Source organism: Microbacterium azadirachtae (assembly GCF_000956545.1).
Classification (GTDB): Bacteria; Actinomycetota; Actinomycetes; order Actinomycetales; family Microbacteriaceae; genus Microbacterium; species Microbacterium azadirachtae.
The window spans coordinates 43652-68187 of record NZ_JYIT01000080.1; the positions used below are offsets into that span (position 1 = coordinate 43652).

A 24536-nucleotide genomic window follows, 5' to 3' on the forward strand; every position below is an offset into this window, starting at 1 on the left:
TCCTGGACGAGTGCCCCACCATCCTTACCGGACCTACCGGACCACCGTCGCCCGTCGCGAGCAGCTGTCGCCGAACTTCCTGCGCCTGACGCTGACCGGCCCCGACCTCGTCCATTTCGGCACCGCCGGACTCGATCAGCGCATCAAACTCGTGCTGCCGCTCCCCGACGGATCCTTCACCGACGTCGGCCAGTTCGACGAGTCGGTCGGGATGATGCAGTGGTACCGCCGCTGGCGAGAACTCCCGGATGAGAAGCGCAATCCGATCCGCACGTACACGATCCGCGCGGTGCGGCCGGAGGCCCGCGAGATCGACGTCGACTTCGTGCTGCACGGCACAGAGGGCCCCGCGTCGGCGTGGGCGTCGTCCGCGACGCCGGGCGCGCCACTGGTGGTCGTCGGCCCGGACGCCCGCTCCGACGAGACCGGGGGTCTGGAGTGGAATCCCGGCGACGCCGGATCCGTGCTCATCGCGGGCGACGAGACCGCCGTGCCCGCGATCTGCGCGATCGTCGAATCGCTGCCCGCCCACCTCACCGGGTCCGTCTACATCGAGGTGCCCACCGAGGCCGACGCCCTCCCGCTCGCAGCTCCGGCGGGCGTCGCCGTCACCTGGCTGGCCCGCGGGGGCACTCCGCACGGGCTGCGCCTGAGCGCCGCCGTGCACGCGTGGGGCGAGACGCGGGCCGCGCAGGCCGCCCCGCACGCGAACGCAGCGCTCGTCGACCTCGCCGACCCGCACGAGGACGAGGTGCTGTGGGAGGTGCCGGAGGCCGCGAGTGGATCCTGCTACGCCTGGCTCGCCGGCGAGGCGTCCACGATCACGGCGCTGCGCCGACACCTCGTGCGCGACCTGGGGATCGACCGCCGCTCGATCGCGTTCATGGGCTATTGGCGCCGCGGACGGGCCGAAGCAGCCTGAGCCGCCGCGCGCTCACGCCGAGGCGGCCGCGACCACGAGCGACACGTTCTGCCCGCCGAAGCCGAAGGAGTTGCTGAGCACCGCTCCCTGCGGGGCCTCGCGCCGATCGGTGACGACGTCGAGGCCGATCTCCGGATCGACGGTCTCGGGCGTGAGGTTGCGCGTCGGCGGGATCACGCCGTGCTCCACGCTGAGCACGGCGATGAGCGCCTCGATCGCCCCCGCCGCACCGAAGAGGTGTCCGAGGGACGCCTTGGGGGCGGTCACCGGCACGCGTCCGAACACCTCGCGGATCGCGCGCGACTCCGCGGCGTCGCCGACGGACGTACCGGTGGCGTGCGCATTGACGTGCGCGATCTCCGCCGGCGACAGGCGCGCCTGCGCCAGTGCCTTGCGCATGGCCGAGGCCTGCCCCGAGCCGTCCGGCGCGGGCGCGGTCAGATGATGGGCGTCCGCCGCGATCCCCGCGCCCGCGACCACCGCGTGGACCCGGGCCCCTCGGGCGGCCGCATGCCGGGCGCTCTCGAGCACCAGGATCGCCGCCCCTTCGGCGAGCACGAATCCGCTCCGATCGCTCGCGAACGGCCGCGAGGCCGAGGCAGGGTCGCCGGCATGGTGCGACAGCGAGCGGGCCTGGCGGAAGCCGGCGATCGTGAGAGGCGTGATCGCCGCCTCGGTGCCTCCGGCGATCACCACGTCGGCCTCCCCGGCCCGGATCAGCCGCGCGCCCAGCGCGATCGCCTCGGCACCCGACGAGCAGGCGGAGACGGGGGTGTACGAACCGGCCCTGGCCCCGTAGGCGATGCTCAGGAGGGCCGCCGCGGCGTTCGGCATGAGCATCGGCACGGTGCGCGGAGAAACACGGCGCGCGCCGGACCGCTCCCGCACATCGTCCTCGCTCAGGAGGGTGCCCACCCCGCCGATGCCGGTGCCCACCGCGGCAGCGAGCCGCTCCGGGTCGACGACCGGAGCACCCGCGTCCGCCCACGCCTCCGCGGCGGCCGCCAGCGCGGCCTGCTGCGAGCGATCCAGCCGCTTGGCCTGCACCGCGGGGAGAAGGCCCGCCGGATCGACGGCCATCGTGCCGGCCGCCACCCCGGACAGCACCGGATCCTCCGTCCCGGCGAGCACGTCGCCGCGGATCCCGGAGCGCCCGTCCAGGAGCGCCTCCCAGGTCGATCGCACGTCACCCCCGAGCGGCGTGATCGCTCCGAGCCCCGTCACGACGACGTCGATCCCACTCATGCGCGCTCCTCCTTCTTGTATGCGATACAAACAACGGATCTATTTGTATCACATACAATCGAGGGATGGCGCGGAAGGCGATGACGGGCGACACGTCGACTCCACGGACCGAGCGCACGCGCTCCACCCGGCAGACGATCATCGAGGCCGCCGCACGGCTGGGCCGGGAGCGATCCGGGGGCCAGCCGAGCGTCGCCGAGATCGCGGAGGCCGCCGGCGTCTTCCCCAACCAGATCACCTACCACTTCGGCTCCAAGGACTCGCTCCTCGTGCACGCGGCGTTCCTCGCGCTGCTCCACGACACTCGCCGGGTCGAGCGGGTCGGACGTCAGGCCGCCGATCCCGAGGCGTTCCGCCGCGGCATCGCCCGCGTGGTGCTCGCCCTCCCGTCACTGCCCCTCGTCGCAGGGGCGCTCGCCCTCGGCATCGGGCGGAGCGAGCTCGCCCCCGTCATCGACCGCCATCTGCAGCTGCTGTTCCGCCAGTCGGAGCGATACCTGCACACCATCCTCGACAGCCGCGGCTGGACCGCCGACCGACCGATCGCACAGGAGGCCCGGACCTTCTGGAGCGCGGCCCTGGGCGGCGCCCTGCTCGCGCAGGCTGGGGTGCAGGGCTCGGCGGCCGATCTCGATCTCGCCGGCACGCTGACAGTCAGAGGCGCATCCGAGATTGACTGAATGACGATTCAGTTCATGGTAGCGTGCGGGTCGTGGACGATGACACCGGGATCCTGATCTTCCTCGCAGCGGGCGTGCTGGTGCTCATCGGCATCGTCGTCTTCGGCGTGCTGAGCTCTCGTCGCAAGCGCTCCGCGACGAAGCGCACCTTCACCGTGCGCCAGGGGTGGATCGGCGATCAGCCGTTCCTCGAGAGCTCCGATCTCGACGCCTCCGACACGCGCCAGGAGGAGCTGTTCCGCCTCACGTATCCCGTCGGCGGCAGCATCGTGGTGAGCGGCGCGGACGCCGAGGGGGAGCCGATCGAGCGGGAGCTCCACGTCTCGCGGATCGGTCGCAGCCTCCGCGCCGGCTGGCCGCAGGCGAAGCTCGGCCTCTCGGTGTACTTCCAGGAGTGGGAGCACAGCGAGTTCCCTGCGCGCTTCGTCGTCACGGGGACCGACGGAGCGACGAGCATCGACCTGGACGCGTCGGGCGCCCGCGCCGTCGACCGCGCCGAGAACGTCGTGTGGTCGGCGCCCTGGGAGAAGCTGACCTTCTCGAACGGCAACGACATCGTCCTGGGGAACGGATCCTCGAAGACGATCCGGATCGAGATCCCCGACGGCGACCCGGACCTCGAGGAGATCCTCATCAAGTACGGCACCTTCCGTCAGATGCACTTCTGACGGAGGGCCCGACGGCGACCGCGGCCCTCTTCGCCCGGCGGGTCAGGCCCCGCCGCCCACCGCGCGCTGGATGAGGAGGTCGAAGACGCGCGCGGGCAGGATCCGGTGTGCGAGCACGAGCGGCTTCGCGCCGAATCCGATCCGGTAGCGGGTGCGCGGTCGCCGCGCCGTCGCGGCCCGCACGATCGCCCGCGCGACGACCGCGGGCGAGGACGTCAGCCGGGCGTCGGGTCGCGAGCTGTTGCCGAGCGCGTTGGCGACCGCCGCGGCCTGCTCCCGGTACGGGCCGTCGCCCGAGGTCTCGAGCACCTTGGCCGCGGCGATGGCACCCCACTCGCTGCGGATGGATCCGGGCTGCACGACCACCACGTCGATGCCGAACGGCGCGAGCTCCATGCGCAGCGCGTCGCTGATCGCCTCGACCGCGTACTTGCTGGCGTGGTACCAGGCGCCGAGCGGCGTCGTGAAGTTGCCGCCCATGGAGGAGATGTTGACGATCCTGCCGCTGCGCTGCGCGCGCAGGTGCGGTGTCACGAGCCGCGTCATCCGGGCCAGGCCCAGCACGTTCACGTCGAGCTGCGCCTGCGCCTCGGTGAGAGGCACGTCTTCCAGCGCGCCGTACGATCCGTATCCCGCGTTGTTGACCAGGACGTCGATGCGCCCCTGCTCGGCGAGGATCTGCTCGACCGCCACACGCGCCGAGTCGTCGTCGGTCACGTCCAGCGCGATCGTATGGATCCCGACGGCGCGCAGCTGCGCCATCCGGTCCACCCTTCGCGCCGCCGCGTAGACGGTGAACCCGGCGTCGCGCAGGTGTCGCGCAGCCGCCTCCCCGATGCCGGAGGAGGCCCCCGTGACCAATGCGACCTTCGCTGCCATGTCCGTCTCTCCCGCTCTCGTCTTATCCACGTCCTTATCGGACCAGTGGTCTCTAAGTTAAAGAACCGATGGTCCTTTGTCAAGAGACCGGCAGTCTGTAGAGTGAGGGCATGACCACGTTCCAGCGCGCGCGCACCGAGGAGCAGCGCGAGGTCCGCCGGCGAGCGATCCTCGACACGGCCGCCGCGATGCTGACGGAGCTGCCCGTGGCCGAAGTGAGCCTCAACGAACTGAGCCGCCGCGTGGGCCTGGCCAAGTCGAACGTGCTGCGCTACTTCGAATCGCGGGAGGCGGTGCTGCTCGACCTGCTCGGCGAGCAGGCCGAGGTGCTCTTCACCGAGGTGCACGTGAGCCTCCCCGCGGAGATCCCGACCGACGGCGACGTGAGACGGCGCGTGGCGGCCACCGCCGCATCCCTCGCGTCGGCCTTCGCGCGGCACGAGATGCTCTGCGAGCTCATCGCCGCCCAGGCCGGGGTCCTCGAGCACAACGTCTCCGTGGAGACGATCACGCGCTTCAAGCGGAACGGATACGAGGCCCTCGATCGCTTCGGCGCGCTGCTGCGTCAGGTCGTCCCGGAGCTGACACCGGCGCAGGCGGGCGACGCGGCCCGGTCGATCCTGATCGCCGTCGGCGCCTACTGGACGCACACGCATCCCCCGCAGGCCGTTCAGGACGCGTATGCCCTCGACCCGTCGCTGATCTTCCTCCCGGAGCGGTTCGAGGGATCCTCCGCGCGTGCGATCGAGGTGATCCTGCTCGGCACGCTCGCGCTCTGACCGGCGGCGCCCGGTCTCAGCGGGCGCGCTGGGCCACGGCGGCCTCGGTGCGCGAGGAGACGCCGAGCTTGCGCAGGATCGCGGACACGTGCACGCTCGCGGTCTTGCCGCTGATGAACAGCCGCTCGCCGATCTGGCGGTTGCTGAGACCCTCCGCGATGAGGTCGAGCACCTGCTGCTCGCGGGCGGTGAGCTCCACGCTCTCCGCGACATGCGCACCCCGGGACGACGTCCGGCTCAGGCCCGCCGCGTCGATGAACTCCGCCGTGCGGCGCCGCAGCCGATCGTGGCCGAGCGCCTCCGCCACCGCGGCGGCCTCGGCCGCGGCATCGAGCGCCGCCGCACGGTCGCCCGCCGCCACCAGCGCCCTCGCGCGCTCGAGGCGCACGACCGCGCGGAACACGGCGGGTACGTCGTCGCCGTCCGCCGCGGGCACGGCCGTCTGCAGCCGATCCGCATCGCCGTCGAGCACCGCGCCGAGCACGGTGCCCCACTGCGGATGCTGCAGCTCGACCGGCAGGGAGTCCCACCGGGCGCGCACCAGCTCCGCCGTGGAGTGCGCGAGCGCATCGTGGCCGTCGGCGCGCAGATCCGCCACGACCCGGCCGCCTTCGAGCAGGATCCGCCCCAGCAGGGCCAGCCGCGGACCCGGATCCTCGATCACGACGCGCAGCTCTGCGGCCGCGCGCACGGGGTCGCCCTGCCCGAGCGCGATCAGGATCTCGACGTCGTGCAGCGAGTACCAGACCTGCCGCTCGACCGCGGCCACGCCCTCGGCGATCGAGCGCCACTCGCGCAGCACGCGGACCGCCTCGTCCATCTCGCCGCGCCACGTGAGAGCCCGGATACGCGACATCGTCGAGTACATCCGGAACACCTGCAGAGTGCGCACCGCGAGGTCCCGCGCGGAGATCTCCTCCACACGGTCGATCTCGCCGAGCTCGAGGAGCGGCTCGACCATGTTGTGCGACAGGATGGCGCCCGTCGATCGCTCGACGCCGAGCGTGCGCGAGTGCGCGACCCCCGCCTCGGCGACCTCGACCGCCTCGCGGAAGCGGCCGAGCATGTTGAGACTGTCGGCGTAGTTCACCCGGTAGCGCAGCTGGGCGTCGTGGTCGACCGCATGCTCCCAGGAGAGACGGAAGTCGGCGAGACCGGCCTCGACCTCGCCGAGGTGGATCCTGCTGCAGCCGCGCAGGTTCGCCGCCACCGACATCACGTTGTCGAAGCCGATCGACTCCGCCATCCGGTATGCCTCGTCGGCGGTCGCGACGGCCTCTTCGAGCCGGGCGCCGATGAGATAACGACCTGCGAGATAGCCGAGCAGAGCGGCGCGCAGCCGCTCCTGCCCCGGCTCGTCCTCGATGATCGCGAGCGCTTCGAGGAAGAGATCGACGGATCCGCCCCGGCCCAGGTTCTGCAGGTACAGGGCCTTGTCGCGCAGCAGCCGCGCGTGCACCGAGCGGTCCTCCGTCGCCGGGTCGATCTCGGCGAGCGCGAGCGAGACGACGGCGAGCGCGCGCTCCCCGTCGCCGCCGTTGCGCAGGATCGAGCCGACCTGGGCGAGGAGGGGGATCCGCTCGACGCCCGCGACCTCTGCCGCGTCCGGCACCTGATCCCACAGCTCGAGCGCCAGCTCGCCGAACCGCGCCGCGGTGGAGAACGCGTAGCTGTTCTTCGCCTCCTGCATGGCGCTGACCGCGGCGGCCAGCGCGCGCGGGTAGTCGTGCGAGCGGTGCCAGTGGAAGGCCAGCGTCGACGGCGCTCCCCCTGCCGTCTCCAGCGCATCGGCGTACGCCCAGTGCAGGCGCGCCCGCTCGCCCGGGAGCAGGTCGTCGTGCACCGCCTCGCGCAGCAGCGCGTGCCGGAATCCGTAGCTCTCCCGATCCGACACCCCGATGATCCCGGCGCCCATCGCCTCGCGCAGAGCCTCGTCGAGCCGCTCGTCGCCGAAACCCGCCAGCGCGGCGAGCAGGTCGTGCGCGATCGCGCCGTCGGATCCCGAGGCCACCCGCACCACGCGCTTGGCGTCGTCGCCGAGGGCGTCGAACCGGGCGAGCAGCACGTCGCGCAGCGTGTCGGGCATGGGGCCCTGCACGTTGCACAGCAGCTCCTCGATGAAGAACGGCACGCCCTCGCTGCGCTCCATGAGCCGCGCGAGGGCGGCGTCGTCGACGGCGCCGCGCAGCCCGAGCACCAGATCGCGCACCGCGATCGCGTCGAGGCGCTCGAGCGTGACCCTGTCGAGCAGGCGCGCCCGCTCGGCCTCCGCGAGGAACGTGCGCACGGCGCCGCCGCGGCGCACCTCGTCGATGCGGCAGGTCAAGAGGAACAGCACACGGCGGCCGGCGAGGGCGCGCAGCAGGAACGACAGCATCGACAGCGTCGCCGCGTCGGCCCAGTGCAGGTCTTCCACGATCACGACCACGGGCCGGATCGCAGCGGCGGCCTCGAGCAGGTTCGCGATCGTCTCGCGCAGGCCCTCGGGGCGGATCGCAGAGCGGTCGACCGGAGCCGTCGCACGCTCGGGAAGGAGAAGCTGCAGCGCGTCGCGCCCCGGACCCGCGGCTTCGTCAGCCCGGTCGCCGAGCTCGTCGATCACAGCGCGCAGGATCGCCGGCAGCGGACCGAAGGGCGCCGGCGTGGAGCCGTAGTCGAGGCACCACCCGGTGAGCACGGCCGCCTCGTCGGCCACGCGACGACGGAACTCCGCCGTCAGCCGGGACTTGCCGATCCCCGCCTCGCCGCCGACGAGCACCGAGGCGCTCTCGCCGTCGACGGCGCGGCGCAGGGCCGTGTCGAGGAGGGCGAGTTCGGCATCGCGCCCGACCATGGCGGCCGACGTGGTGGCGAGGGACATGTCTTCATCGTGCCACCTGCCACCGACATCGGGCGCCCCCGGAAGCCTCTCGCCGCTGTCGGCAGAGACATCGGCGGAGGAGGCCTCGGAGGAGACGGTCGAGGGCGCGATCATGGGCAGCGCGGCAGAAGAGCCTCCCGGGGCCGGATCCGGGATCGGATCCAACGTCGGGAGGCTCTTCGGTGCGAGGGTGCGGGCGGGCGGTGCGACGTGCCCGTCGGCGGCGCCGGTCACGCGGCGTGCGGGGCGCAGCCGACCAGCTCGCGGTCGCGCGCCGCGCCCGCCGTCGACGCCTCGACGGTCGCCGACGCGAGCTCCGCGACGGGCGCCGCGGGGACGGGTGCCGACACGGTCGCGGGGGCGGGCGCCTCGGCCACGGCCGTCGCCGGGACGGCCGGGCGCACGGCGGTCGCCGTCGCGCGGCTGTTCTGCAGGAGGCGCAGTGCGCGACGCAGGATCCCGTCGCGGCGCACGATCTGGTCGGCGTGCTCGGCGGCGATCCGCGCGCGCTCGGCGCGGATCGCGGCCTGCTCGATCTCGAGCGTCGTGATGCGGTAGCTCATCGAGGGGTGCATGGTCATGATCTCTCCTTCTCCGGTACTCATACACTCGTCGCTAAGGCACCCCTCCCCCATCGGGCAGATGCCCTATCTTCGGCAGCACCCACCTCAGATCCCGGCCCGAACCGCAGCAGCCCTCGAACACGACGCAGGAGTGCACTCTCGAGTCGGCGTCTGCGGCGGCCAGGATCCGCGGAATCCCCAGACTCGCTCCTGGTGCGTCCGCAGCAATTCCTGCGTTGTGTTCGGTCGCCCCGGCACTGCGCGCACGAACCGACCCCGCCGACCCCGCAGCTCGCGCGCCGGGCGGAGGGGCGGACTACCGTGGAAGCATGCGTCCGCTCGCCGCCCTCCGTGCCGCCCGGCGCGCGCCGCTGCTGCAGGTCGCGAAGTCGGCGGCCGCGACGATCGCGGCCTGGCTCGTCGCCGGCTGGCTCGTGCCGGGGCATCTTCCCGTGTTCGCGGCGATCGCGGCGCTGCTCGTGGTGCAGCCGAGCGTGAACCAGTCGTTCGCCAAGGCCGTCGAGCGCAGCATCGGCGTCATCGCCGGCGTCGTGATCGCGGTGCTGCTGAGCCTCGCGCTCGGAGGACTCAGCTGGGTCGTGCTGCTCGCGGTCGTCGTGGCCATGGTGGTGGCGTGGTCGTTCAAGGCGACGCCGGGAACCGCGAACCAGGTCGCGATCTCGGCGATGCTCGTGCTCGCGCTCGGCTCCGCGAGCCCCGACTACGCCGTGGACCGGATCCTGGAGACGCTCATCGGCGCCGCCATCGGCTTAGTGGTCAACGTGGCCGTGGTGCCGCCCGTGCTGGTCGACCCGGTGCGCCGCGATCTGGCGCTCCTCGGTGCCGAGCTCGCCGCGACGCTCGACCGCCTCGGCGACGCGATCACCGAGGACCAGAGCCAGGCGCACCTGCAGGAGCTCATGCTGAAGGCGCGCCTGCTCCGCCCCATGAAGGAGGCTGCGGACGCGTCCCTCGGCGCGGGCGAGGAGTCGCTCACCCTGAACCCGCGCGGATCCCGGCACCGCACGGAGCTCGCCGCCATGGGCGCCCTGCTCGAGAGGCTCGGGCCGATCGTCACCCAGGTGATCGGGATGACCCGCGCCTATGTCGACCAGTACGACACGACGCTGCCCGCCGAGCCGGCGGTCCCCGCGATCGCGGAGCAGCTGCACCGGGCGGGCCACGACGTGCGCCTCGCCGTGCAGGTCGCCGAGGTGGTCCCCGAGCCCGAGGCGCTCACGTCCGCGATCCCGGCGCTCACCTCGCCGCTCGAGATCCGCCCGCCGTCGTCGCGCAACTGGGTGCTCATCGGCTCGCTCACGGAAGACCTGCGCCGCATCCGCGCAGGGCTCCGCGACGAGGCCTGAGGGCCGGAGCCCCCGCCGTCGCGGCCGGTGCGCTCAGGATCCGATGAACTCCTCGACCGGGCCGAAGTCGGGCTCCTCGCGGATCTCCACGGCGGATCCGAGCGCGTCGGTGTCGAGCACGCGGATCTCGTTCCGCCCGGTGCGCCACAGCGGAGCGGGCGCGTACAGGGTGACCTGCGGTCCGACCGCCCGGTACCGGCCGAGCAGGAAGCCGTTCAGCCAGACCAGGGCGTTGGCGGATCCGGGGAAGGCCAGCCACGCGTCGGCGGGATCGGCGACGTCGAACACGGCGACGCCGAGACCGTCGGCCGCCGCCGGCGCGACCGCGTCGGCACCCGCCCCCACGGGGGCATCGAGCGGCAGGACGCGGTGGGTCCACCCGTGCGCGAAGCGGCGGCCGATGCGGACACCGTCCAGGATGCCCTTGCGCTCCCCCGTGTGCGTGCCGTAGTTCACGCGACCCTGGCTCTCCACGACCAGCGTGAGCAGGCCGGATCCGCCGTCCGCCGGCAGCACGAGCGAGCGCTCGCCGTCGCGCTCCAGCACGCCCAGGCGCTCGCCGTCGAGGAACACCACGGCGCGATCGTGCAGCACGTCGACGCTCAGCACCGCCCCGGGCTCGTAGGACACCTCCGCCTCGTACGCGACCAGCCCGTCTTCGGCGCCGAGCTCCTCGAACGACAGCGGCATCGGCGCGGTGCGCGCAGCGGGCACCGCGCGCACGACGTCGAGCAGCGTCCCGATCGGCGTCAGCGCAGCCGTGGCCGCCGCCTGCCGACGGGGCGCCTCGGGGACCGGCGGCAGGTCGCCCGCGTGGAACGGCGCGAACGCGGCGCGCAGCGCGTGGAACTTGGCGTTCAGGGATCCGTCCTCGCCGATCGGCGCATCCGAGTCGTAGGAAGTGACCGTCGGCTGCAGTGCGCCGTCGTGGTTGGCGCCCGCCCAGAGTCCGAAGTTCGTGCCGCCGTGCGCCATGTACAGGCTCACGGATCCGCCCGCGGCCAGCAGCTCCTCGACCGTGCCGATCATGCTCGCGGCCGAGCGCACGTGGTGCTGCTCGCCCCAGTGGTCGAACCAGCCGCCCCACAGCTCGGCGCACAGCAGCGCGTCGCCGGGCTTGCGGAGCTTCTCGGCGAGCGCCACCCCGGTGCCGAAGGTGAACGAGCCCATCGCCCCGTCGACGCTGCCGTTGCGCACCATGTCGGCCGTCGTGCCATCGGCCGTGGTCAGCAGTTCGACCATGCCGCGTGCGCGCAGTCCGTCCCGCAGGTGCACGAGGTAGTCGTGGTCGCTGCCGAAGGATCCGTACTCGTTCTCGATCTGGACAGCCGTGATGGGTCCGCCGTGCGCGGCCTGCAGAGGCGCGAGCCGCGGGACCAGCGCGTCGTACCAAGCGTCGACCGCGGCGAGGAAGACGGGGTCGCTCGTGCGCAGCGCACGCGTGCGAGCGCTCAGCCAGGACGGGATCCCGCCGTTCGACCACTCCGCGCAGATGTACGGGCTCGGACGCACGAACACGTCGAGGCCGACGTCGCCGGCCAGCCGGATGAACCGCTCCACGTCACGCCAGCCGGTGAAGTCGACGTCACCCTCGGCACGTTCGTGGAAGTTCCACGGGACGTACGTGTCGACGGTGTTCGCGCCCATCGCCGCGAGACGGCGCAGCCGGTCCTCCCACTGGTCGGGGTGGATGCGGAAGTAGTGCACGGCCCCCGACAGCATCCGGAAAGGCGTGCCGTGCCGCAGCAGCACGCCGTCCTCGTGGGTGAGCGCGGCGCGCGGGGTCTCGGTCATGGCTCTCCTGGCGTGCCGTGGGTCATGTTTGCGTCACCATTCTGGCGCACTCGACGGGTGCGCGCACTCTTCCGCGCACAACGCAGGAGATTCCGCCTCTTCCGCAGGCAAGAGCACCCGCGGGCGGGGGCGGCCCACCGGCGGGCGGGAACACCTGCCGACCGGATCCGCCCGCCGTAGGCTGGCGGCATGCCGACCACCCTGCCCGAGGCCCTCGCCGAACTCGCCGCGCTCGAGGACCCGAAGGCCCGCGCGATCAACGAGCGGCACGGCGATGCCCACGGCGTGAACCTCACGAAGCTGCGCGGCCTCGCCAAGAAGATCGGCACCGACCCGGATCTCGCCCGCGAACTCTGGGCCTCCGGCGACGTCGCCGGGCAGCTGCTGGGGATCCTGCTCGCGAAGCCGCGCGCGTTCGACGCCGACGAGCTCGACGCCATGATCCGCGCCACGGAGAGCGCCAAGGCGCACGACTGGCTCGTCGCGTACGTCGTGAAGAAGTCGCCGCTCGCCGAGGAGCTGCGCCGGCGCTGGATCGACGACGCGGATCCGAACGCGCGCGCCGCCGCGTGGTCGCTCACGAGCGCCCGGGTCGCGAAGAACCCCGACGGTCTCGACCTCGACGCGCTGCTGGACCGGATCGAGCGCGAGCTGGCGGACGCCCCGTCGCGCGAGCAGTGGGCGATGAACGAGACCCTCGCCACCATCGGGATCCACCATCCCGCGCTGCGCGATCGGGCGATCGCGATCGGCGAGCGCCTGCAGGTGCTCGCCGACTATCCGGTGCCGCCGAACTGCACGTCGCCGTTCGCGCCGCTGTGGATCGCCGAGATGGTGCGCCGCCAGGGATGAGCCCCCTGTCCGCGTGCGCCGCCAGGGATGAGCCCGCCCCGCGCGCACGACGACGCAGGATCCCCGCGCATCTGCGCGCTGCGTCGCGGCCGCTCGAGGCGCCGCATACGCTGAGCGCATGAGCACCCACATCGCCGCCGCCCCCGGCCAGATCGCCCCCGTCGTCCTGTTCCCCGGGGATCCGCTGCGCGCGAAGTGGATCGCGGAGAACTTCCTCGACGACGCGGAGCTGTACTCCGAGGTGCGCGGGATGCTCGGCTTCACGGGCACCTGGCGGGGGCACCGCGTGTCGGTGCAGGGCTCGGGCATGGGGCAGCCGTCGATGTCCATCTACGCGAACGAGCTGTTCCGCGAGTACGACGTGCAGACGATCGTGCGGGTGGGATCCTGCGGCGCGCTCACGGAGAAGGTGGGGATGCGCGACATCATCATCGCGAACGGCGCGTGCACCGACTCCGGGATCAACCGGATCCGCTTCCACGGCCAGGACTACGCCCCGGTCGCCGACTTCAGCCTGCTGCGCCGCGCCGTCGAGGCGAGCGAGCGGATGGATCTGGAGCACGCCGTGCACGTGGGCCTGCTGTTCTCCGGCGACCAGTTCTACAACACGCGCCCGGAGCTGACGGACCCGCTGGTGCAGCACGGCGCTCTCGCCGTCGAGATGGAGACCAGCGCGCTCTACACGCTCGCCGCCTTCTTCGGCCGGCGTGCGCTGAGCATCTGCACGGTGTCCGATCACCTGGTCACGCACGAGGAGACGACCTCCCTGGAGCGCGAGCAGAGCTTCGGCGACATGGTGCGCATCGCGCTCGAGGCCGCGACCGCTGCCTGACCCGGCGTGGCCGCGCCCGCACCGGGCGGTGGGATGATCGACACATCATGTCTGCGCGCCTCGATCCGTCCGTCGTCCGCCCGGCCGCGGGGGATCCGGATCCCGACGCGGTCTATCTCGCGTTCGTGGAATGGGTCGAGCAGAGCGGGATCACGCTCTATCCCGCGCAGGACGAGGCGGTCATCGAGATCGTGTCGGGGCAGAACCTGATCCTCAGCACCCCGACCGGGACGGGCAAGTCGCTGGTCGCCGTGGCGGCCCACTTCGCGGCCCTCGCCGACGGACGGCGCACCTATTACACGGCCCCGATCAAGGCCCTCGTGAGCGAGAAGTTCTTCAGTCTCGTCGAGGTGTTCGGTGCGGAGAACGTGGGCATGGTCACGGGCGACTCCGCCGTGAACGCGGATGCGCCGATCGTCTGCTGCACGGCGGAGATCCTGGCGAACCTGGCGCTGCGCGAGGGGCCGGACGCCGAGGTCGGCCAGGTGGTCATGGACGAGTTCCACTTCTACGGGGACCCGGATCGCGGCTGGGCGTGGCAGGTTCCGCTGCTCACCCTGCCTCAGGCGCAGTTCGTGCTCATGTCTGCGACCCTCGGCGACGTCACCGCACTGGCCGCAGACCTCACCCGGCGCACCGGCCGGGGCACCGCGGTCGTCACCGGGGTCGAGCGCCCGGTGCCGCTGCACTTCTTCTACGAGACCACGCCGATCCACGAGACGATCGAGGATCTGCTGCAGACCGACCGCGCGCCCGTCTACATCGTGCACTTCTCCCAGGCGGCGGCCATGGAGCGCGCCCAGGCCCTCGCGAGCGCGAAGGTCGCCACGCGCGAGCAGCGTGACGAGATCGCCGAGCTCATCGGCGGCTTCCGCTTCACGACCTCCTTCGGCAAGACGCTGGCACGGCTGCTGCGGATGGGCATCGGGGTGCATCACGCCGGCATGCTGCCGAAGTACCGCCGTCTCGTCGAGCAGCTCGCGCAGCGGGGTCTGCTGCGCGTGATCTGCGGCACCGACACCCTCGGCGTCGGCATCAACGTGCCGATCCGCACCGTGCTGCTGACGGCTCTGACGAAGTTCGACGGCACGCGGATGCGCCAGCTCAACGCCCGGGAGTTCCATCAGATCGCCGGGCGGGCGGGCCGCGCGGGATTCGACACCGCGGGCACGGTCGTCGCACAGGCGCCGGAGCACGAGACGGAGAACCTCGCCGCGATCCGCAAGGCGGGAGACGACCCGAAGAAGAAGCGCAAGATCATCCGCAAGAAGGCCCCCGACGGATTCGTCTCCTGGGGTGAGCCCTCCTTCCAGAAGCTCATCGCCGCCGAGCCCGAGACGCTGACCTCGCACATGCAGATCACGAGCGCGATGATGCTCAACGTGATCGGGCGGGGCGGCGACGTCTTCGCGAATATGCGCGCCTTGGTATATGACAACCACGAGCCGCGCGCCCGGCAGCGGATCCTGGCATTGCGGGCGCTGGGGATCTACCGGACCCTGCGGGAGTCCGGGATCGTCGAGCGAGCCCCTGACGGCACGGTCCGGCTCACGGTGGACCTGCAGCCGAACTTCGCGCTGAACCAGCCGCTGTCGCCGTTCGCGCTGGCCGCGTTCGAGCTGCTGGATCCGGATCCTTCGTCGGGCACGGGGAGCGGCGCCTACGCCCTGGACATGCTGTCGATCGTGGAGGCGACGCTGGACGACCCGCGCGCCGTGCTCAGCCAGCAGGAGTTCCTGGCACGCGGCGAGGCCGTGGCGGCCATGAAGCGCGAGGGCATGGAGTACGAGGAGCGCATGGAGGCGCTCGAGGAGATCACGTACCCGAAGCCGCTCGACGAGCTGCTGACCGCCGCGTTCGAGACCTTCGGGGCCGCGCAGCCGTGGATCCGCGACTTCGAGCTGCACCCGAAATCCGTGGTGCGCGACATGTACGAACGGGCCATGTCGTTCGGGGAATACGTCGCCCTCTACAAGATCGCCCGGTCGGAGGGCGTGGTGCTGCGCTACCTCTCCGACGCCTATCGGGCGGCGTCGCAGACCATCCCGGAGCACCTGAAGACCGAAGAGCTGCGCGACCTCATAGAGTGGCTCGGCGAGCTCGTCCGCCAGGTCGACTCCTCCCTGCTCGACGAGTGGGAGGAACTCGTCTCCGGGCACCCCGTCGCCCACGACGACGAGCCCGTGGTGCCCCCCGCGCCCCAGCGCCTCACCACGAACGTCCGGGCGTTCCGCATCCTGGTGCGCAACGAGCTGTTCCGGCGCGTGCAGCTCGCCGCCCGCGAGGATCTCGACGCCCTCGCCGCGCTCGATCCCGAGTTCGGCGCCGAGGGCTGGGACGCGGCGCTGGACGCGTACTTCGCCGAGCACGACGAGATCCGCACGGGCCCGGACGCCCGCAGTGCGGCGCTGCTCATCATCGACGAGACCGGCGGTCCCGACCAGGAGCGGCCGGCGCGGGCGTGGTCGGTGCAGCAGATCCTCGACGATCCGGCGGGCGACCACGATTGGCGGATCACCGCGACGGTCGATCTCGACGCCTCCGACGAGGCGGGGGAAGCGGTCGTCGTCGTGAAGGCTGTGGACCGCCTGTAGAACCGGTGCCGGTGTCGGCGACCCGGCGTAGGGTCGAAGACACCCAGCGATCGGAGGCCCGCCAATGACCATTCACGAACGCGAACCAGCATCGGCACGGCCCCTGCTGCATCAGGGGATCATCCCGTCCTACCTTCTGGCGAAGCTGGCGGAGTCGGAGCGCTACACGCAGGCGGCGGAGGCGGCGCGGCAGACGCTCATCGCGCCGACGCCCGCGGCCCATCGGTCCCAGCTCCGTCTGTCGATCGACGAGAACGGATCCCTCGTCGCGACGGTCGAAGCCGCGCCGAACCGCACCATCAGCGACGCGCACGGCACCGAGAGCCTTCCCGGCACGGTCGTGCGCACCGAGGACGAGCCGACCGTCGCCGATGTCGCCGTCAACCAGGCCTTCGACGGGCTGGGGGCGACCTTCCAGCTGCTGCTCGACGCGTTCCAGCGCAACTCCGTCGACGGCAAGGGTCTCGCGCTCGACGCGACGGTGCACTACGGATCCGGATACGACAACGCCTTCTGGAACGGCGAGCGGATGGTGTTCGGCGACGGCGACGGCCAGGTGTTCCAGGGCTTCACCGCCTCGACCACGGTGATCGGGCACGAGCTCGGACACGGCGTGGTCCAGTACACCGCCGGTCTGGAGTACCAGGGGCAGCCCGGCGCGCTGAACGAGTCGATCGCCGACGTGTTCGGGGCGCTCACCGAGCAGCATCTCCTCGACCAGACGGCCGACGAGGCGACCTGGCTGATCGGCGCGGGCATCTTCACACCGGCCGTGCACGGCAAGGCGCTCCGGTCGATGCTCCATCCGGGCACCGCCTATGACGACCCCGAGCTCGGCAAGGATCCGCAGCCGGCCGACATGAGCGGCTACGTGACCACCACCGACGACAACGGCGGGGTGCACATCAACTCGGGCATCCCCAACAGGGCGTTCGCGCTCTTCGCGGTGGAGCTCGGGGGCAACGCCTGGGAGACAGCGGGCTCCGTCTGGTACCGCGCGCTGTCGGGCGGCCTGCCGGCGTCGTCGACGTTCGCGCAGTTCGCCCGCGCGACCATCGCGGAGGCCGACAAGGTCAGCCGAGCGACAGGCGATGCGGCGCGCATGGCCTGGGCGTCGGTGGGAGTGATCAAGGCGACGGGCGATGGGCGCTCCGCCGGCTGACCCGCCTGTCGGGATCCCGTCCGACGCCGATGACGACGACGGCGTCGCGATCCGTGTCGCGCGCAGCGGAGGCATCGCGGGGATGACGCGGCGGTGGAGCGTGCAGCCCGCCGGCGACGACAGGGAGCAGTGGCTGCTGCTCGTCGACCGCTGCCCGTGGGATGAGAAGCCGCCGTCCGGCTCCGGCGCCGATCGCTTCGTATGGCGCATCGAAGCCCGCGTCCGCCGTGTGCGGCGCGAGCAGGTGATCCCGGAGGAGCATCTCTCCGGCCCCTGGCGTGAGCTCGTCGATGCCGTGCGCGCCGCCGACGGCGGAGGCGCCCCGCAGCGGTGAGCACGTTCGGCTCGGCCGTTCGGAACGACCGAGCCGAGCGCGGTGCCGGCAGCGGTTCACATACCGGGGATCTCCAGCAGCTCCAGCGCCTCGATCGTGCCGCCCCAGGCGAGGTGCGGGTGGCCGTCGAAGATCGCCGTGAGCGCGTCGAGCGACTCCGCCTGGACGATGGAATATCCGCCGATGAAGGAGGTGGCGCCCGGGTCGGCGCCGTCGACGGTCTGCGTCGGCGAGCCGAGGTCGACGATCGCGTCACCCGCTCGCTGCGCCCACTCCATCCACGCCTTCATGCTCTCGGCGCCCGCCTCAGGATCCGCATTCTGCATCTGCTCGGCGGCCGACACGTTCGACCGGTACAGCACCAGGTACTTGCTCATGTGATTCCCCAATCTCGTCCACGCCGGCACGGCTGGTCCGTGCCAGCCGGCGACCAATGTCCCCGCGGGGGATCGTGACGCATGAACCTATGAACGGGCCTGCCGTCGCGGTGTGGGACGAGACGCCGCCGTCCGGCTCCGGGGCCGGGGCCGGGGCCGGGCGCACCGTGTCGTCCGGCGATGCGACCCCGCGACGCGTCACGGAGGATCGCCGCCGGACGTCATCCGCGCACGCCGGTCTCGGACCGGCCGGTTCCGCCGCGGCTCGTGCTCGTCGACGTCGGCCCGAGCGGTCTCGCGCCGGAGGTGCTGCCGGGACCTTGCCACGGCCACTCCGACTGCTTGCCCCTCTGGCGGTCTCTTCTCTCGAGGCGCTGTGCCCGGGCGTTCCTGCGCACCTCGGACGGACTCATCCCCGTCGTCGCCGTGACGGCTCGCCTCATCGAGCGCAGGCTGGAGAATCCGGCCGACGTCGAGATGGACTCCAGCCCGACGGACCGCAGACGGGGATCCCGAAGCGCCTCCAACGCCAGGCTCGTGCGCTGGAAGCGGATCTCCTCCGCGATGGTGCGCGTATGCCCTTCGAAGAGGTGGTGCATGTGTCCGAGTGAGTAGTTCAGACGAGCGGCGATCGCCGACGGCGTGGTCTCGACGAGGTTCGCCGTCTCGCGTATCGCGGCCAAGGCCCGCGCAAGCGAGCCGTCCGGCGGGTGGTCGTCGGGTTCGCCTGCCGCTCCGCCGCGCTTCACCAGCGAGTTGAACATGTACGAGGCGATGTCGTCGGCGGCCGCGACGGTCTCCGGATCCTGCTCCCGGGCGTGAAGGTCCGCCGACTTCGTCAGCGATTCGAGGAAGGCCACATACGCGTCGCCGAGAGGCGAGACGTAGGCAAGGACATCGGCGCCCCCTCCCGGCCCGGCGGCCACCGGCTTGTCAGCGAGGCTCGCCATGAGGAAGATCCCTCGAAAGCCGTCGTCGAACTCATAGGTCACCCGGTGATCGGCGGGAATGTTCGGCTCGACGTGGATGACGTCGCCGACGCCGGCATCCACGTGCCGGCTCTCGTCGGAATATCTCATCGCGCCGGCGGTCACGATGCACAGGACGTTCGGATAGGAATCGCGCATCGCCCCGCCGCTCAAGCGCACGGCCAGCGCGTCGGTCGCCATCTCGACGATCGCGACTTTCGGCATGATCAAGGCGCTCACCGAGAGCGTCGAGCGATCCGGTGCGCGCAGCAGCTCGGCGGCACCGAAGGCATGGCGGAGCGAGTCGGCGCCCAGCCTGCGCTCCGGCACGGCGAGCAGGGCTCGATGGGTGAATGGCACAACGACATCCTTCGTGCGGGCATTGCGGCGTCTCCCTCGTCTGGATATCGAGATAACGCACTGTCCGGCATGCCGGACGCAATGACCCACATATCAATATGTTTAAGAATTCCGGGAAAATGCGCGGAGTAGCATCGGCTGGGCCACACCTCGGAATGCTTTTCGAATCGCACTCTCTTGTGCAATTCCCGCTCCGGGTGGGATCCAATCATCGAGAATGCGCGTCGCGCTTTCCGTCCTTTTCATGACGGGGGAGAGAAATGAACAACGAGATCAACGGAAATGTCGGAGGCGCTGCGTTTCCGATCAAGAGGAGGACGATCGTCAAAGGGGTGGGCTGGTCGATCCCGGTGATCGCGGCGTCCGCGGCCATGCCGCTTGCCTCCGCATCGGGAATCACCACCCTCTCCTTCACCGCGGCCGTCTACGCCGCGAGCGCGTGCGGAACCATGACCGCGACGATCCAGGCGATGAACGGCGCCTCCCCCTCCGCCAACGCCGCGGTGACGGTGTCGCTGCCCGACGGCCTGATGTGGCCCGACGGGACCACGGGGCCGAAGAGCTTCACGACGGACTCCGCCGGTCAGGTGAGCCTGACCCTGAAGGCGCCCGCGAACAACGGCACGTACGCGATCATCGCCGCGGCGGGCGCGACCACGGCCACCGCGAGCGTCACCGTGACGGGAAGCACGACGACCACCTACGTGTGGCAGAACTACAACAACACCACGAGCGATCGCAGCACCACCTACGCGAACATTCCAGCCTCGGCGACGCCCCTCGGCAACAACTTCTTCCTGGCCGACGGCGCCGTCTGGTGGGGGAACAGCACCAACAAGGGCGGCAAGATCGTCGCATCCGGCGTCACCCAGGCCGTCGCCTTCCACTCCGACAGCAACGGCCACGACGCCGACTGGGTGACGATGCTGGTCAACGGCACGTGGACCAGCTTCTACGGCACCACGGGATCCAACGGCACCTACGCGACCTACCCCGCGGTGCCCGCGACGGCGACGGCGCTCCAGAACTTCTACTTCCTGGACGGGACCACCCTCTACTACGGCAACACCCCTGTGCTGTCGAACGTGACCGATGCCTTCGGTTCGTACGGCGGCAATGCCGACTACCTGGACGTGCTGATCAACGGCGTCTGGTACACGTACAACAACCAGAACGGCTTCACCAATCCTCTCTACACGAACTCCGTGGTGCCGGCCGGCGCGACCCCTCTGGGCAATCAGTACTTCCTCGACGCGGGAACCCTGTATTTCCGCAATGCGCTCGTGACCACCGGCGTCACGCAGGCCGTCGCGTTCCGCAGCCCGAACAACAACTACGCCGACGCGCTCGTCAACGGCGTCTGGAAGAGCTACCGGGACGGCAGCCTCAGCGAGACCTACGCGACGGTTCCGGCGGGGGCGACCCCGTTGAAGAACCACTACTTCCTCAACAACGGGACCTTGTCGTACAAGAACACCGTCGTCGCGTCCGGAGTCACCTCTGCCCAGGGGTACTACGGCGGCGACCAGGGTTCGCATGCCGACTTCGTCAACTTCAACCAGACCGGCACCTGCTGAGGAGCCTGAGAAGCCGCACGCGCTCAGCGCCTCCATGACGCGAAGGCCTTCCTCCGACCGAGGGAGGCCTTCGCGGCGCGTGATGCCCGGGTCACATCCCGGGGATCTCGAGCAGCTCCAGCGTCTCGATCGTGCCGCCCCAGGCGAGGTGCGGGTGGCCGTCGAAGATCGCTGTGAGCGCTTCGAGCGACTCCGCCTGGACGATGGAATATCCACCGATGAAGGAGGTGGCGCCCGGGTCGGCGCCGTCGACGGTCTGCGTCGGCGAGCCGAGGTCGACGATCGCGTCACCCGCTCGCTGCGCCCACTCCATCCAGGCCTTCATGCCCTCGGCGCCTGCCTCAGGATCCGCGTTCTGCATCTGGTCTGCGGCCGAGACATTCGACCGGTAGAGCACCAGGTATCTGCTCATGTGATGTTTCCCCAACTCAGTCCGTGCCGGCATGAGTCAATCTGTCCCAGCCGGCGACCATTCTGTCCCCGTCGGGGATCGTGGGGCATGAACCTATGAACAGGCTTAGCGGGGTTGTCCCTCAGAGGCGGGTTCGCCGTCGACCGCGCCCGCTTCGGGCGGGAGGGGGATCGCGACGCTCGTCGCCGAGGTCGTCGCGCCGAGGCCGATGCCGAACGGATCCGCCGCCGGCTCGGGCAGCAGGTCGTCGTCGCGGTCGAGGGGCTCTCCGGGCAGCGCGGCCCACGCGCTCGGCTCCTGCGGCTTCTGCGTGAACATGCCCATGGCTCCATTGTGCGCCCGTGCGCGGCCGACCGGACCGATCGAGGCGTCGGCTCCCTCGAGCCCGGCCCGGTGCGGTCAGCCCCGCAGGAGCGTGGCCCGCGCCGAGACCCGCGGAAGGTCGGGCACCAGCACGGCGAGCACGCGAACGAACGTCGTCATCCAGACCAGCCCCAGCCCCACGGCGATCGCTTCGAGCCCGGTGGACGAGTACAGCCGGATGGGCCAGTGCAGCACGACGGCCGCGACCAGCAGCACACCGAGTCCGATGGTCGCGATCGCGAGCGCACGGGGTCGTCCGGGCAGCGCGGCCGCGGAGGTCGCCGCGGCCGCCGCGAACAGCAGGAGTGTGCCGACCGCGGCGATCCAGTGCACGACCCGGCTGAGCTCGATCGGCACGAGACCGACGACGGCGAGGGCCAGTCCGGTCGCCGCCCACAGTGCGACGACCACGGCGATCCCGCGGAGGGCGGCGTCGCCGCGCAGCCGGTGCAGGTCGCGGCCGATGTAGGAGCCCACCGTCGCGAACAGCAGCCCCGCGACCACGAGGGTGCCGTTGAACGCCCAGCCACCGGTGCCGAGCCCGAGCTGGGAGAAGTTCTGCTGCCACCACAGCGGGTCCGCCGCGGTGGCCATCGCGAACAGGGTGCCGATGGCCAGGAAGCCGAACAGCAGGGCGGACAGGTCCCGCGTGCGGATCCCGATCCCCGCCGTGTAGGCGAAGCGGCCCCCCAGCGCGGCGGCGGCTCCCGCGATGAGTCCCCCGCCGAGCGACGGCGCCGTGAAGTCGTGCAGCCCGGCGCCGAACACGAGTCCCGCCAGCAGCACTCCGAGCGCGGTCACGGCGGCGAACACGATCGTGAGCGCGACCGCGGAGACGTGTGAGACGGCGCTCTGCCACGGCGGCATCGGGGCGGTCTCGCCGCGCCGGTGCTGCAGCGTGCTGGTGACGAACGCGGCCGCGGCGATCACGGCAGCGATCACGGCGACGGGCTGGCTCAGAGAGCCGGGTCCGGTCAGGGGACGAGGCGGCCCCTGCAGCACGATGAAGCCCGCGATCGCGCCTGCGGCGAAGCAGAGCGCGGTCGCCCAGACCGTGCGGGTCTCGGCGCGCAGGCGTTCAGCGGTGTCCATGCCGTCATCGAACCACGCGCCGCGGACGTCGCCGACGCGCCGGTCCGCGGAGACCGGATCCGACCCGCGTCGCCGTCTCAGCGGGGGCCGGGCCCGCCGTACAGCTCGCCGCGCACCGGCCAGCGCCCGTTGTGCTGCCGGAACTCGTTCGCCCGCAGGAGGGGCGACAGGTCGTACAGATTCGGGGTGAGGCGCAGTCGCGCGCCGGACGCCGCGCGCACGGTGAGCCGCAGCCGACCGCCGGAGGCGTGCACCGAGAAGTCGGTGATGTCCGCATACGCGATCACGCCCTCCCTGCCCCAGACGGTGCGGAAGGCGACCTCGTCCGCACGCGGCTCGACGTAGAAGTTGCGGTACATCACAAGGAACCACGCGCCGCCCAGCGCGATCACGACCGATGCGACCCGCAAGGGCCAGAGCATGCCGTCGGCATTCTGCGCGGTGAACGATGCGAGCGCCATCAGCCCGCCCATGGCGACGAGGAGCACGCCGACGAAGAGCACGAGCATCGGCATGCGCTGCCGCACCGGGCCGACCGATCGGCGCCCGCGCATCCTCGACACGGCCGCCGCCACGAGGATGAGCACGGCGAGCACGAGGAGGATCTTCACCACGAAGGCGGACATCCTCCGACCGTACCGCGTCCCGGGACTTCGGCCGGCGCGGGGTGGTGGCTGCGGCCCGCGGCCCGGCGTCGCCCCGGCGTCGAACCCGGCCGTCGGCCCCCGGTCTCGGTCCCCGGCCGCGCACGACGCAGGAGATCCCGGTCGGAATCCGCCCCGGAGGGCGATATCGACCGGGATCTCCTGCGTCGTGTTTCTCAGACCGGGATGAGTCGGATCCAGGGGGATCAGACCCGGGTGGGTCAGACCAGGACGAGGTCCTCCATGCGGGCGTAGGAAGCCTCCATGCCGTCGATCATGCCCGTGGCGAGGATCATGTCGCGCGTCGCGGCGTCCGGATACTCGACGAGCAGCGTGATCAGCGTCGCGCCGTCCTCCTCATAGAGCGAGACGTCGTTCAGCGTGGTCGGGCCGTCGGTTCCCTGCATCCGCTCGGTGGTCACCATCCGGCGCGGGGCCTCCACGAGCAGCGCCTCGCCCTCGAACCCGAAGGCCTGCCCGGCGGTGTCGCCGACCGGCGCCCACGCGTTGCGGTAGGTCTGGCCGGGCTCGGTCGCGATCACGCACTCCGTCATCTCCCAGCCGTCCGGACCGAGCAGCCACTTCCTCATCAGCTCCGGGTCGTTGTGCGCACGCCACACCAGGTCCCGCGGGCCGCCGACCAGCCGGGTGATCCGCACATGCGTGTCGTCGAGCACCTCGAGGCGGGTGCCCTTGCCCTGGGCGTAGTCGCGCAGATCCTGCAGCACCGCGTCGAGCTGGCTCATCGCGGCCTTCGTGCCCTCGATCACGCCCATCGCGACGACCTGCTCGAGCGCCTCGACCGAGTCGAAGTGGCTTGTCCCGGTCATTCGGGTGCCCTCCGCGGTCGGCGAGAACTCGAGGCGCATCCGCATCGCCGGGAAGCCCTCGACGGGCTGACCGTCGTCGTCGACGAAGGAGTCCAGCACCTCGAACATCGTCGGCGCCTCGATGCGGATGAACTCCCACCGCCCGGACGACTTCTCCCCGCGAGGACCGATCAGGCGGTACTGCGCGAAGCCGCCCACCGTGTGGTCGAACTCGGTGAACGTGGCGGGCCATCCCGGAGGGCCCCAGAAGCGCTCGAGCTGGCGCGGGTCCGCGTACGCGGCCCATACGCGCTCCACCGGCGCAGCGAAGTCCGCGAGGATCGTCAGCGTCAGATTCTCGGGATCGGTGATCACATCGGTGACGGGCATGTCACTCTCCTTC

The 24536-nt window shown here is 71.3% G+C and carries 23 protein-coding genes; 11 read left to right on the top strand and 12 right to left on the bottom strand.

The genetic code is table 11. The annotated features are described in order from the left end of the window. Nucleotides 1-10: 10 nt before the first annotated feature. Nucleotides 11-922, top strand: a complete 912-nt coding sequence (locus RL72_RS11830; RefSeq protein WP_045251053.1) for a siderophore-interacting protein — start codon at nucleotides 11-13, stop codon at nucleotides 920-922. A 12-nt stretch (nucleotides 923-934) separates the two neighbouring features. Here the strand turns inward: RL72_RS11830 and RL72_RS11835 are convergent, their stop codons facing one another. After that, on the bottom strand, nucleotides 935-2167 hold the full coding sequence (locus RL72_RS11835) for a beta-ketoacyl-[acyl-carrier-protein] synthase family protein (RefSeq protein WP_045251054.1): 1233 nt from the start codon (nucleotides 2165-2167) through the stop codon (nucleotides 935-937). Between the two features lie 65 nt (nucleotides 2168-2232). Between RL72_RS11835 and RL72_RS11840 the strand changes: the two genes are divergently transcribed. Both RL72_RS11840 and RL72_RS11845 read left to right on the top strand, forming a co-directional pair. Continuing rightward, entirely contained in the window at nucleotides 2233-2847 is a 615-nt protein-coding gene (locus tag RL72_RS11840; RefSeq protein WP_045251055.1) for a TetR/AcrR family transcriptional regulator C-terminal domain-containing protein, read from the top strand. Nucleotides 2848-2879: 32 nt separating this feature from the next. After that, a complete protein-coding gene (locus RL72_RS11845; RefSeq protein WP_045251056.1) occupies nucleotides 2880-3515 on the top strand; it encodes a hypothetical protein in 636 nt (211 codons plus the stop codon). Nucleotides 3516-3557: 42 nt separating this feature from the next. On the opposite strand, the gene RL72_RS11850 is transcribed toward RL72_RS11845, so the two are convergent. Further along, a complete protein-coding gene (locus RL72_RS11850) occupies nucleotides 3558-4394 on the bottom strand; it encodes an oxidoreductase (RefSeq protein ID WP_045251057.1) in 837 nt (278 codons plus the stop codon). A gap of 110 nt (nucleotides 4395-4504) precedes the next feature. On the opposite strand from RL72_RS11850, the gene RL72_RS11855 reads away from it, so the two are divergent. After that, complete coding sequence (locus RL72_RS11855; RefSeq protein ID WP_045251058.1) at nucleotides 4505-5173, top strand: TetR/AcrR family transcriptional regulator; 669 nt, start codon at nucleotides 4505-4507, stop codon at nucleotides 5171-5173. Between the two features lie 16 nt (nucleotides 5174-5189). On the opposite strand, the gene RL72_RS20575 is transcribed toward RL72_RS11855, so the two are convergent. Then, the gene (locus RL72_RS20575; RefSeq protein WP_045251127.1) at nucleotides 5190-8033 is read right to left on the bottom strand and encodes a helix-turn-helix transcriptional regulator; all 2844 of its coding nucleotides are present in this window, start codon (nucleotides 8031-8033) and stop codon (nucleotides 5190-5192) included. A 230-nt stretch (nucleotides 8034-8263) separates the two neighbouring features. Beyond that, complete coding sequence (locus tag RL72_RS11865; protein ID WP_045251059.1) at nucleotides 8264-8614, bottom strand: hypothetical protein; 351 nt, start codon at nucleotides 8612-8614, stop codon at nucleotides 8264-8266. A gap of 311 nt (nucleotides 8615-8925) precedes the next feature. On the opposite strand from RL72_RS11865, the gene RL72_RS11870 reads away from it, so the two are divergent. Then, nucleotides 8926-9963, top strand: a complete 1038-nt coding sequence (locus RL72_RS11870) for an FUSC family protein (protein ID WP_045251060.1) — start codon at nucleotides 8926-8928, stop codon at nucleotides 9961-9963. A 33-nt stretch (nucleotides 9964-9996) separates the two neighbouring features. Here RL72_RS11870 and RL72_RS11875 read toward each other — a convergent pair whose 3' ends face one another. After that, nucleotides 9997-11757 (bottom strand): glycoside hydrolase family 35 protein, encoded by a 1761-nt coding sequence (locus tag RL72_RS11875; protein ID WP_045251061.1) that lies wholly within the window; start codon nucleotides 11755-11757, stop codon nucleotides 9997-9999. Between the two features lie 189 nt (nucleotides 11758-11946). Between RL72_RS11875 and RL72_RS11880 the strand changes: the two genes are divergently transcribed. The 5 genes from RL72_RS11880 to RL72_RS11900 all read left to right on the top strand — a co-directional run bounded on the left by RL72_RS11880 (nucleotide 11947) and on the right by RL72_RS11900 (nucleotide 17531). Further along, nucleotides 11947-12609 carry a DNA alkylation repair protein gene (locus tag RL72_RS11880; protein ID WP_045251062.1) on the top strand — a complete coding sequence of 221 codons (663 nt, stop codon included), beginning with the start codon at nucleotides 11947-11949 and terminating at the stop codon, nucleotides 12607-12609. Nucleotides 12610-12727: 118 nt separating this feature from the next. Further along, complete coding sequence (gene deoD / locus RL72_RS11885; protein ID WP_045251063.1) at nucleotides 12728-13441, top strand: purine-nucleoside phosphorylase; 714 nt, start codon at nucleotides 12728-12730, stop codon at nucleotides 13439-13441. A 47-nt stretch (nucleotides 13442-13488) separates the two neighbouring features. Beyond that, nucleotides 13489-16035, top strand: coding sequence for a DEAD/DEAH box helicase (locus RL72_RS11890; protein WP_045251064.1), 2547 nt, complete (start codon nucleotides 13489-13491; stop codon nucleotides 16033-16035). A 64-nt stretch (nucleotides 16036-16099) separates the two neighbouring features. Further along, nucleotides 16100-17197, top strand: coding sequence for a M4 family metallopeptidase (locus tag RL72_RS11895; RefSeq protein ID WP_175491221.1), 1098 nt, complete (start codon nucleotides 16100-16102; stop codon nucleotides 17195-17197). After that, the gene (locus tag RL72_RS11900) at nucleotides 17178-17531 is read left to right on the top strand and encodes a protealysin inhibitor emfourin (RefSeq protein ID WP_052674354.1); all 354 of its coding nucleotides are present in this window, start codon (nucleotides 17178-17180) and stop codon (nucleotides 17529-17531) included. The genes RL72_RS11895 and RL72_RS11900 overlap by 20 nt, the downstream gene beginning before the upstream one ends. Before the next feature lie 56 nt (nucleotides 17532-17587). On the opposite strand, the gene RL72_RS11905 is transcribed toward RL72_RS11900, so the two are convergent. Both RL72_RS11905 and RL72_RS11910 read right to left on the bottom strand, forming a co-directional pair. Further along, nucleotides 17588-17908, bottom strand: a complete 321-nt coding sequence (locus RL72_RS11905; protein WP_045251065.1) for a YciI family protein — start codon at nucleotides 17906-17908, stop codon at nucleotides 17588-17590. A 221-nt stretch (nucleotides 17909-18129) separates the two neighbouring features. Then, nucleotides 18130-19236 (bottom strand): helix-turn-helix domain-containing protein, encoded by a 1107-nt coding sequence (locus tag RL72_RS11910; RefSeq protein ID WP_045251066.1) that lies wholly within the window; start codon nucleotides 19234-19236, stop codon nucleotides 18130-18132. 260 nt (nucleotides 19237-19496) lie between these two features. Here RL72_RS11910 and RL72_RS11915 point away from each other — a divergent pair, with 260 nt between their 5' ends. Then, nucleotides 19497-20813, top strand: coding sequence for a hypothetical protein (locus RL72_RS11915; RefSeq protein ID WP_045251067.1), 1317 nt, complete (start codon nucleotides 19497-19499; stop codon nucleotides 20811-20813). Between the two features lie 91 nt (nucleotides 20814-20904). Here the strand turns inward: RL72_RS11915 and RL72_RS11920 are convergent, their stop codons facing one another. The 5 genes from RL72_RS11920 to RL72_RS11940 form a co-directional block, all read right to left on the bottom strand. Further along, nucleotides 20905-21225, bottom strand: coding sequence for a YciI family protein (locus RL72_RS11920; protein ID WP_045251068.1), 321 nt, complete (start codon nucleotides 21223-21225; stop codon nucleotides 20905-20907). Between the two features lie 105 nt (nucleotides 21226-21330). After that, on the bottom strand, nucleotides 21331-21549 hold the full coding sequence (locus tag RL72_RS11925; protein ID WP_045251069.1) for a hypothetical protein: 219 nt from the start codon (nucleotides 21547-21549) through the stop codon (nucleotides 21331-21333). A gap of 75 nt (nucleotides 21550-21624) precedes the next feature. After that, on the bottom strand, nucleotides 21625-22680 hold the full coding sequence (locus tag RL72_RS11930) for a DUF998 domain-containing protein (protein ID WP_156156789.1): 1056 nt from the start codon (nucleotides 22678-22680) through the stop codon (nucleotides 21625-21627). Between the two features lie 77 nt (nucleotides 22681-22757). Beyond that, nucleotides 22758-23306 (bottom strand): hypothetical protein, encoded by a 549-nt coding sequence (locus RL72_RS11935; RefSeq protein ID WP_052674355.1) that lies wholly within the window; start codon nucleotides 23304-23306, stop codon nucleotides 22758-22760. Nucleotides 23307-23545: 239 nt separating this feature from the next. Continuing rightward, the gene (locus RL72_RS11940; RefSeq protein ID WP_045251070.1) at nucleotides 23546-24523 is read right to left on the bottom strand and encodes an SRPBCC family protein; all 978 of its coding nucleotides are present in this window, start codon (nucleotides 24521-24523) and stop codon (nucleotides 23546-23548) included. Nucleotides 24524-24536 lie beyond the last annotated feature (13 nt).

Coding starts and splice junctions, on each gene's coding strand:
- RL72_RS11835 (WP_045251054.1), bottom strand. CDS start 2,167: ATGAGTGGGATCGACGTCGTCGTGACGGGGCTCGGAGCGATCACGCCG.
- RL72_RS11840 (WP_045251055.1), top strand. CDS start 2,233: ATGGCGCGGAAGGCGATGACGGGCGACACGTCGACTCCACGGACCGAG.
- RL72_RS11850 (WP_045251057.1), bottom strand. CDS start 4,394: ATGGCAGCGAAGGTCGCATTGGTCACGGGGGCCTCCTCCGGCATCGGG.
- RL72_RS11855 (WP_045251058.1), top strand. CDS start 4,505: ATGACCACGTTCCAGCGCGCGCGCACCGAGGAGCAGCGCGAGGTCCGC.
- RL72_RS20575 (WP_045251127.1), bottom strand. CDS start 8,033: ATGTCCCTCGCCACCACGTCGGCCGCCATGGTCGGGCGCGATGCCGAA.
- RL72_RS11865 (WP_045251059.1), bottom strand. CDS start 8,614: ATGACCATGCACCCCTCGATGAGCTACCGCATCACGACGCTCGAGATC.
- RL72_RS11870 (WP_045251060.1), top strand. CDS start 8,926: ATGCGTCCGCTCGCCGCCCTCCGTGCCGCCCGGCGCGCGCCGCTGCTG.
- RL72_RS11875 (WP_045251061.1), bottom strand. CDS start 11,757: ATGACCGAGACCCCGCGCGCCGCGCTCACCCACGAGGACGGCGTGCTG.
- RL72_RS11880 (WP_045251062.1), top strand. CDS start 11,947: ATGCCGACCACCCTGCCCGAGGCCCTCGCCGAACTCGCCGCGCTCGAG.
- deoD (WP_045251063.1), top strand. CDS start 12,728: ATGAGCACCCACATCGCCGCCGCCCCCGGCCAGATCGCCCCCGTCGTC.
- RL72_RS11890 (WP_045251064.1), top strand. CDS start 13,489: ATGTCTGCGCGCCTCGATCCGTCCGTCGTCCGCCCGGCCGCGGGGGAT.
- RL72_RS11895 (WP_175491221.1), top strand. CDS start 16,100: ATGACCATTCACGAACGCGAACCAGCATCGGCACGGCCCCTGCTGCAT.
- RL72_RS11900 (WP_052674354.1), top strand. CDS start 17,178: ATGGGCGCTCCGCCGGCTGACCCGCCTGTCGGGATCCCGTCCGACGCC.
- RL72_RS11905 (WP_045251065.1), bottom strand. CDS start 17,908: ATGAGCAAGTACCTGGTGCTGTACCGGTCGAACGTGTCGGCCGCCGAG.
- RL72_RS11915 (WP_045251067.1), top strand. CDS start 19,497: ATGAACAACGAGATCAACGGAAATGTCGGAGGCGCTGCGTTTCCGATC.
- RL72_RS11920 (WP_045251068.1), bottom strand. CDS start 21,225: ATGAGCAGATACCTGGTGCTCTACCGGTCGAATGTCTCGGCCGCAGAC.
- RL72_RS11925 (WP_045251069.1), bottom strand. CDS start 21,549: ATGGGCATGTTCACGCAGAAGCCGCAGGAGCCGAGCGCGTGGGCCGCG.
- RL72_RS11930 (WP_156156789.1), bottom strand. CDS start 22,680: ATGGACACCGCTGAACGCCTGCGCGCCGAGACCCGCACGGTCTGGGCG.
- RL72_RS11935 (WP_052674355.1), bottom strand. CDS start 23,306: ATGTCCGCCTTCGTGGTGAAGATCCTCCTCGTGCTCGCCGTGCTCATC.
- RL72_RS11940 (WP_045251070.1), bottom strand. CDS start 24,523: ATGCCCGTCACCGATGTGATCACCGATCCCGAGAATCTGACGCTGACG.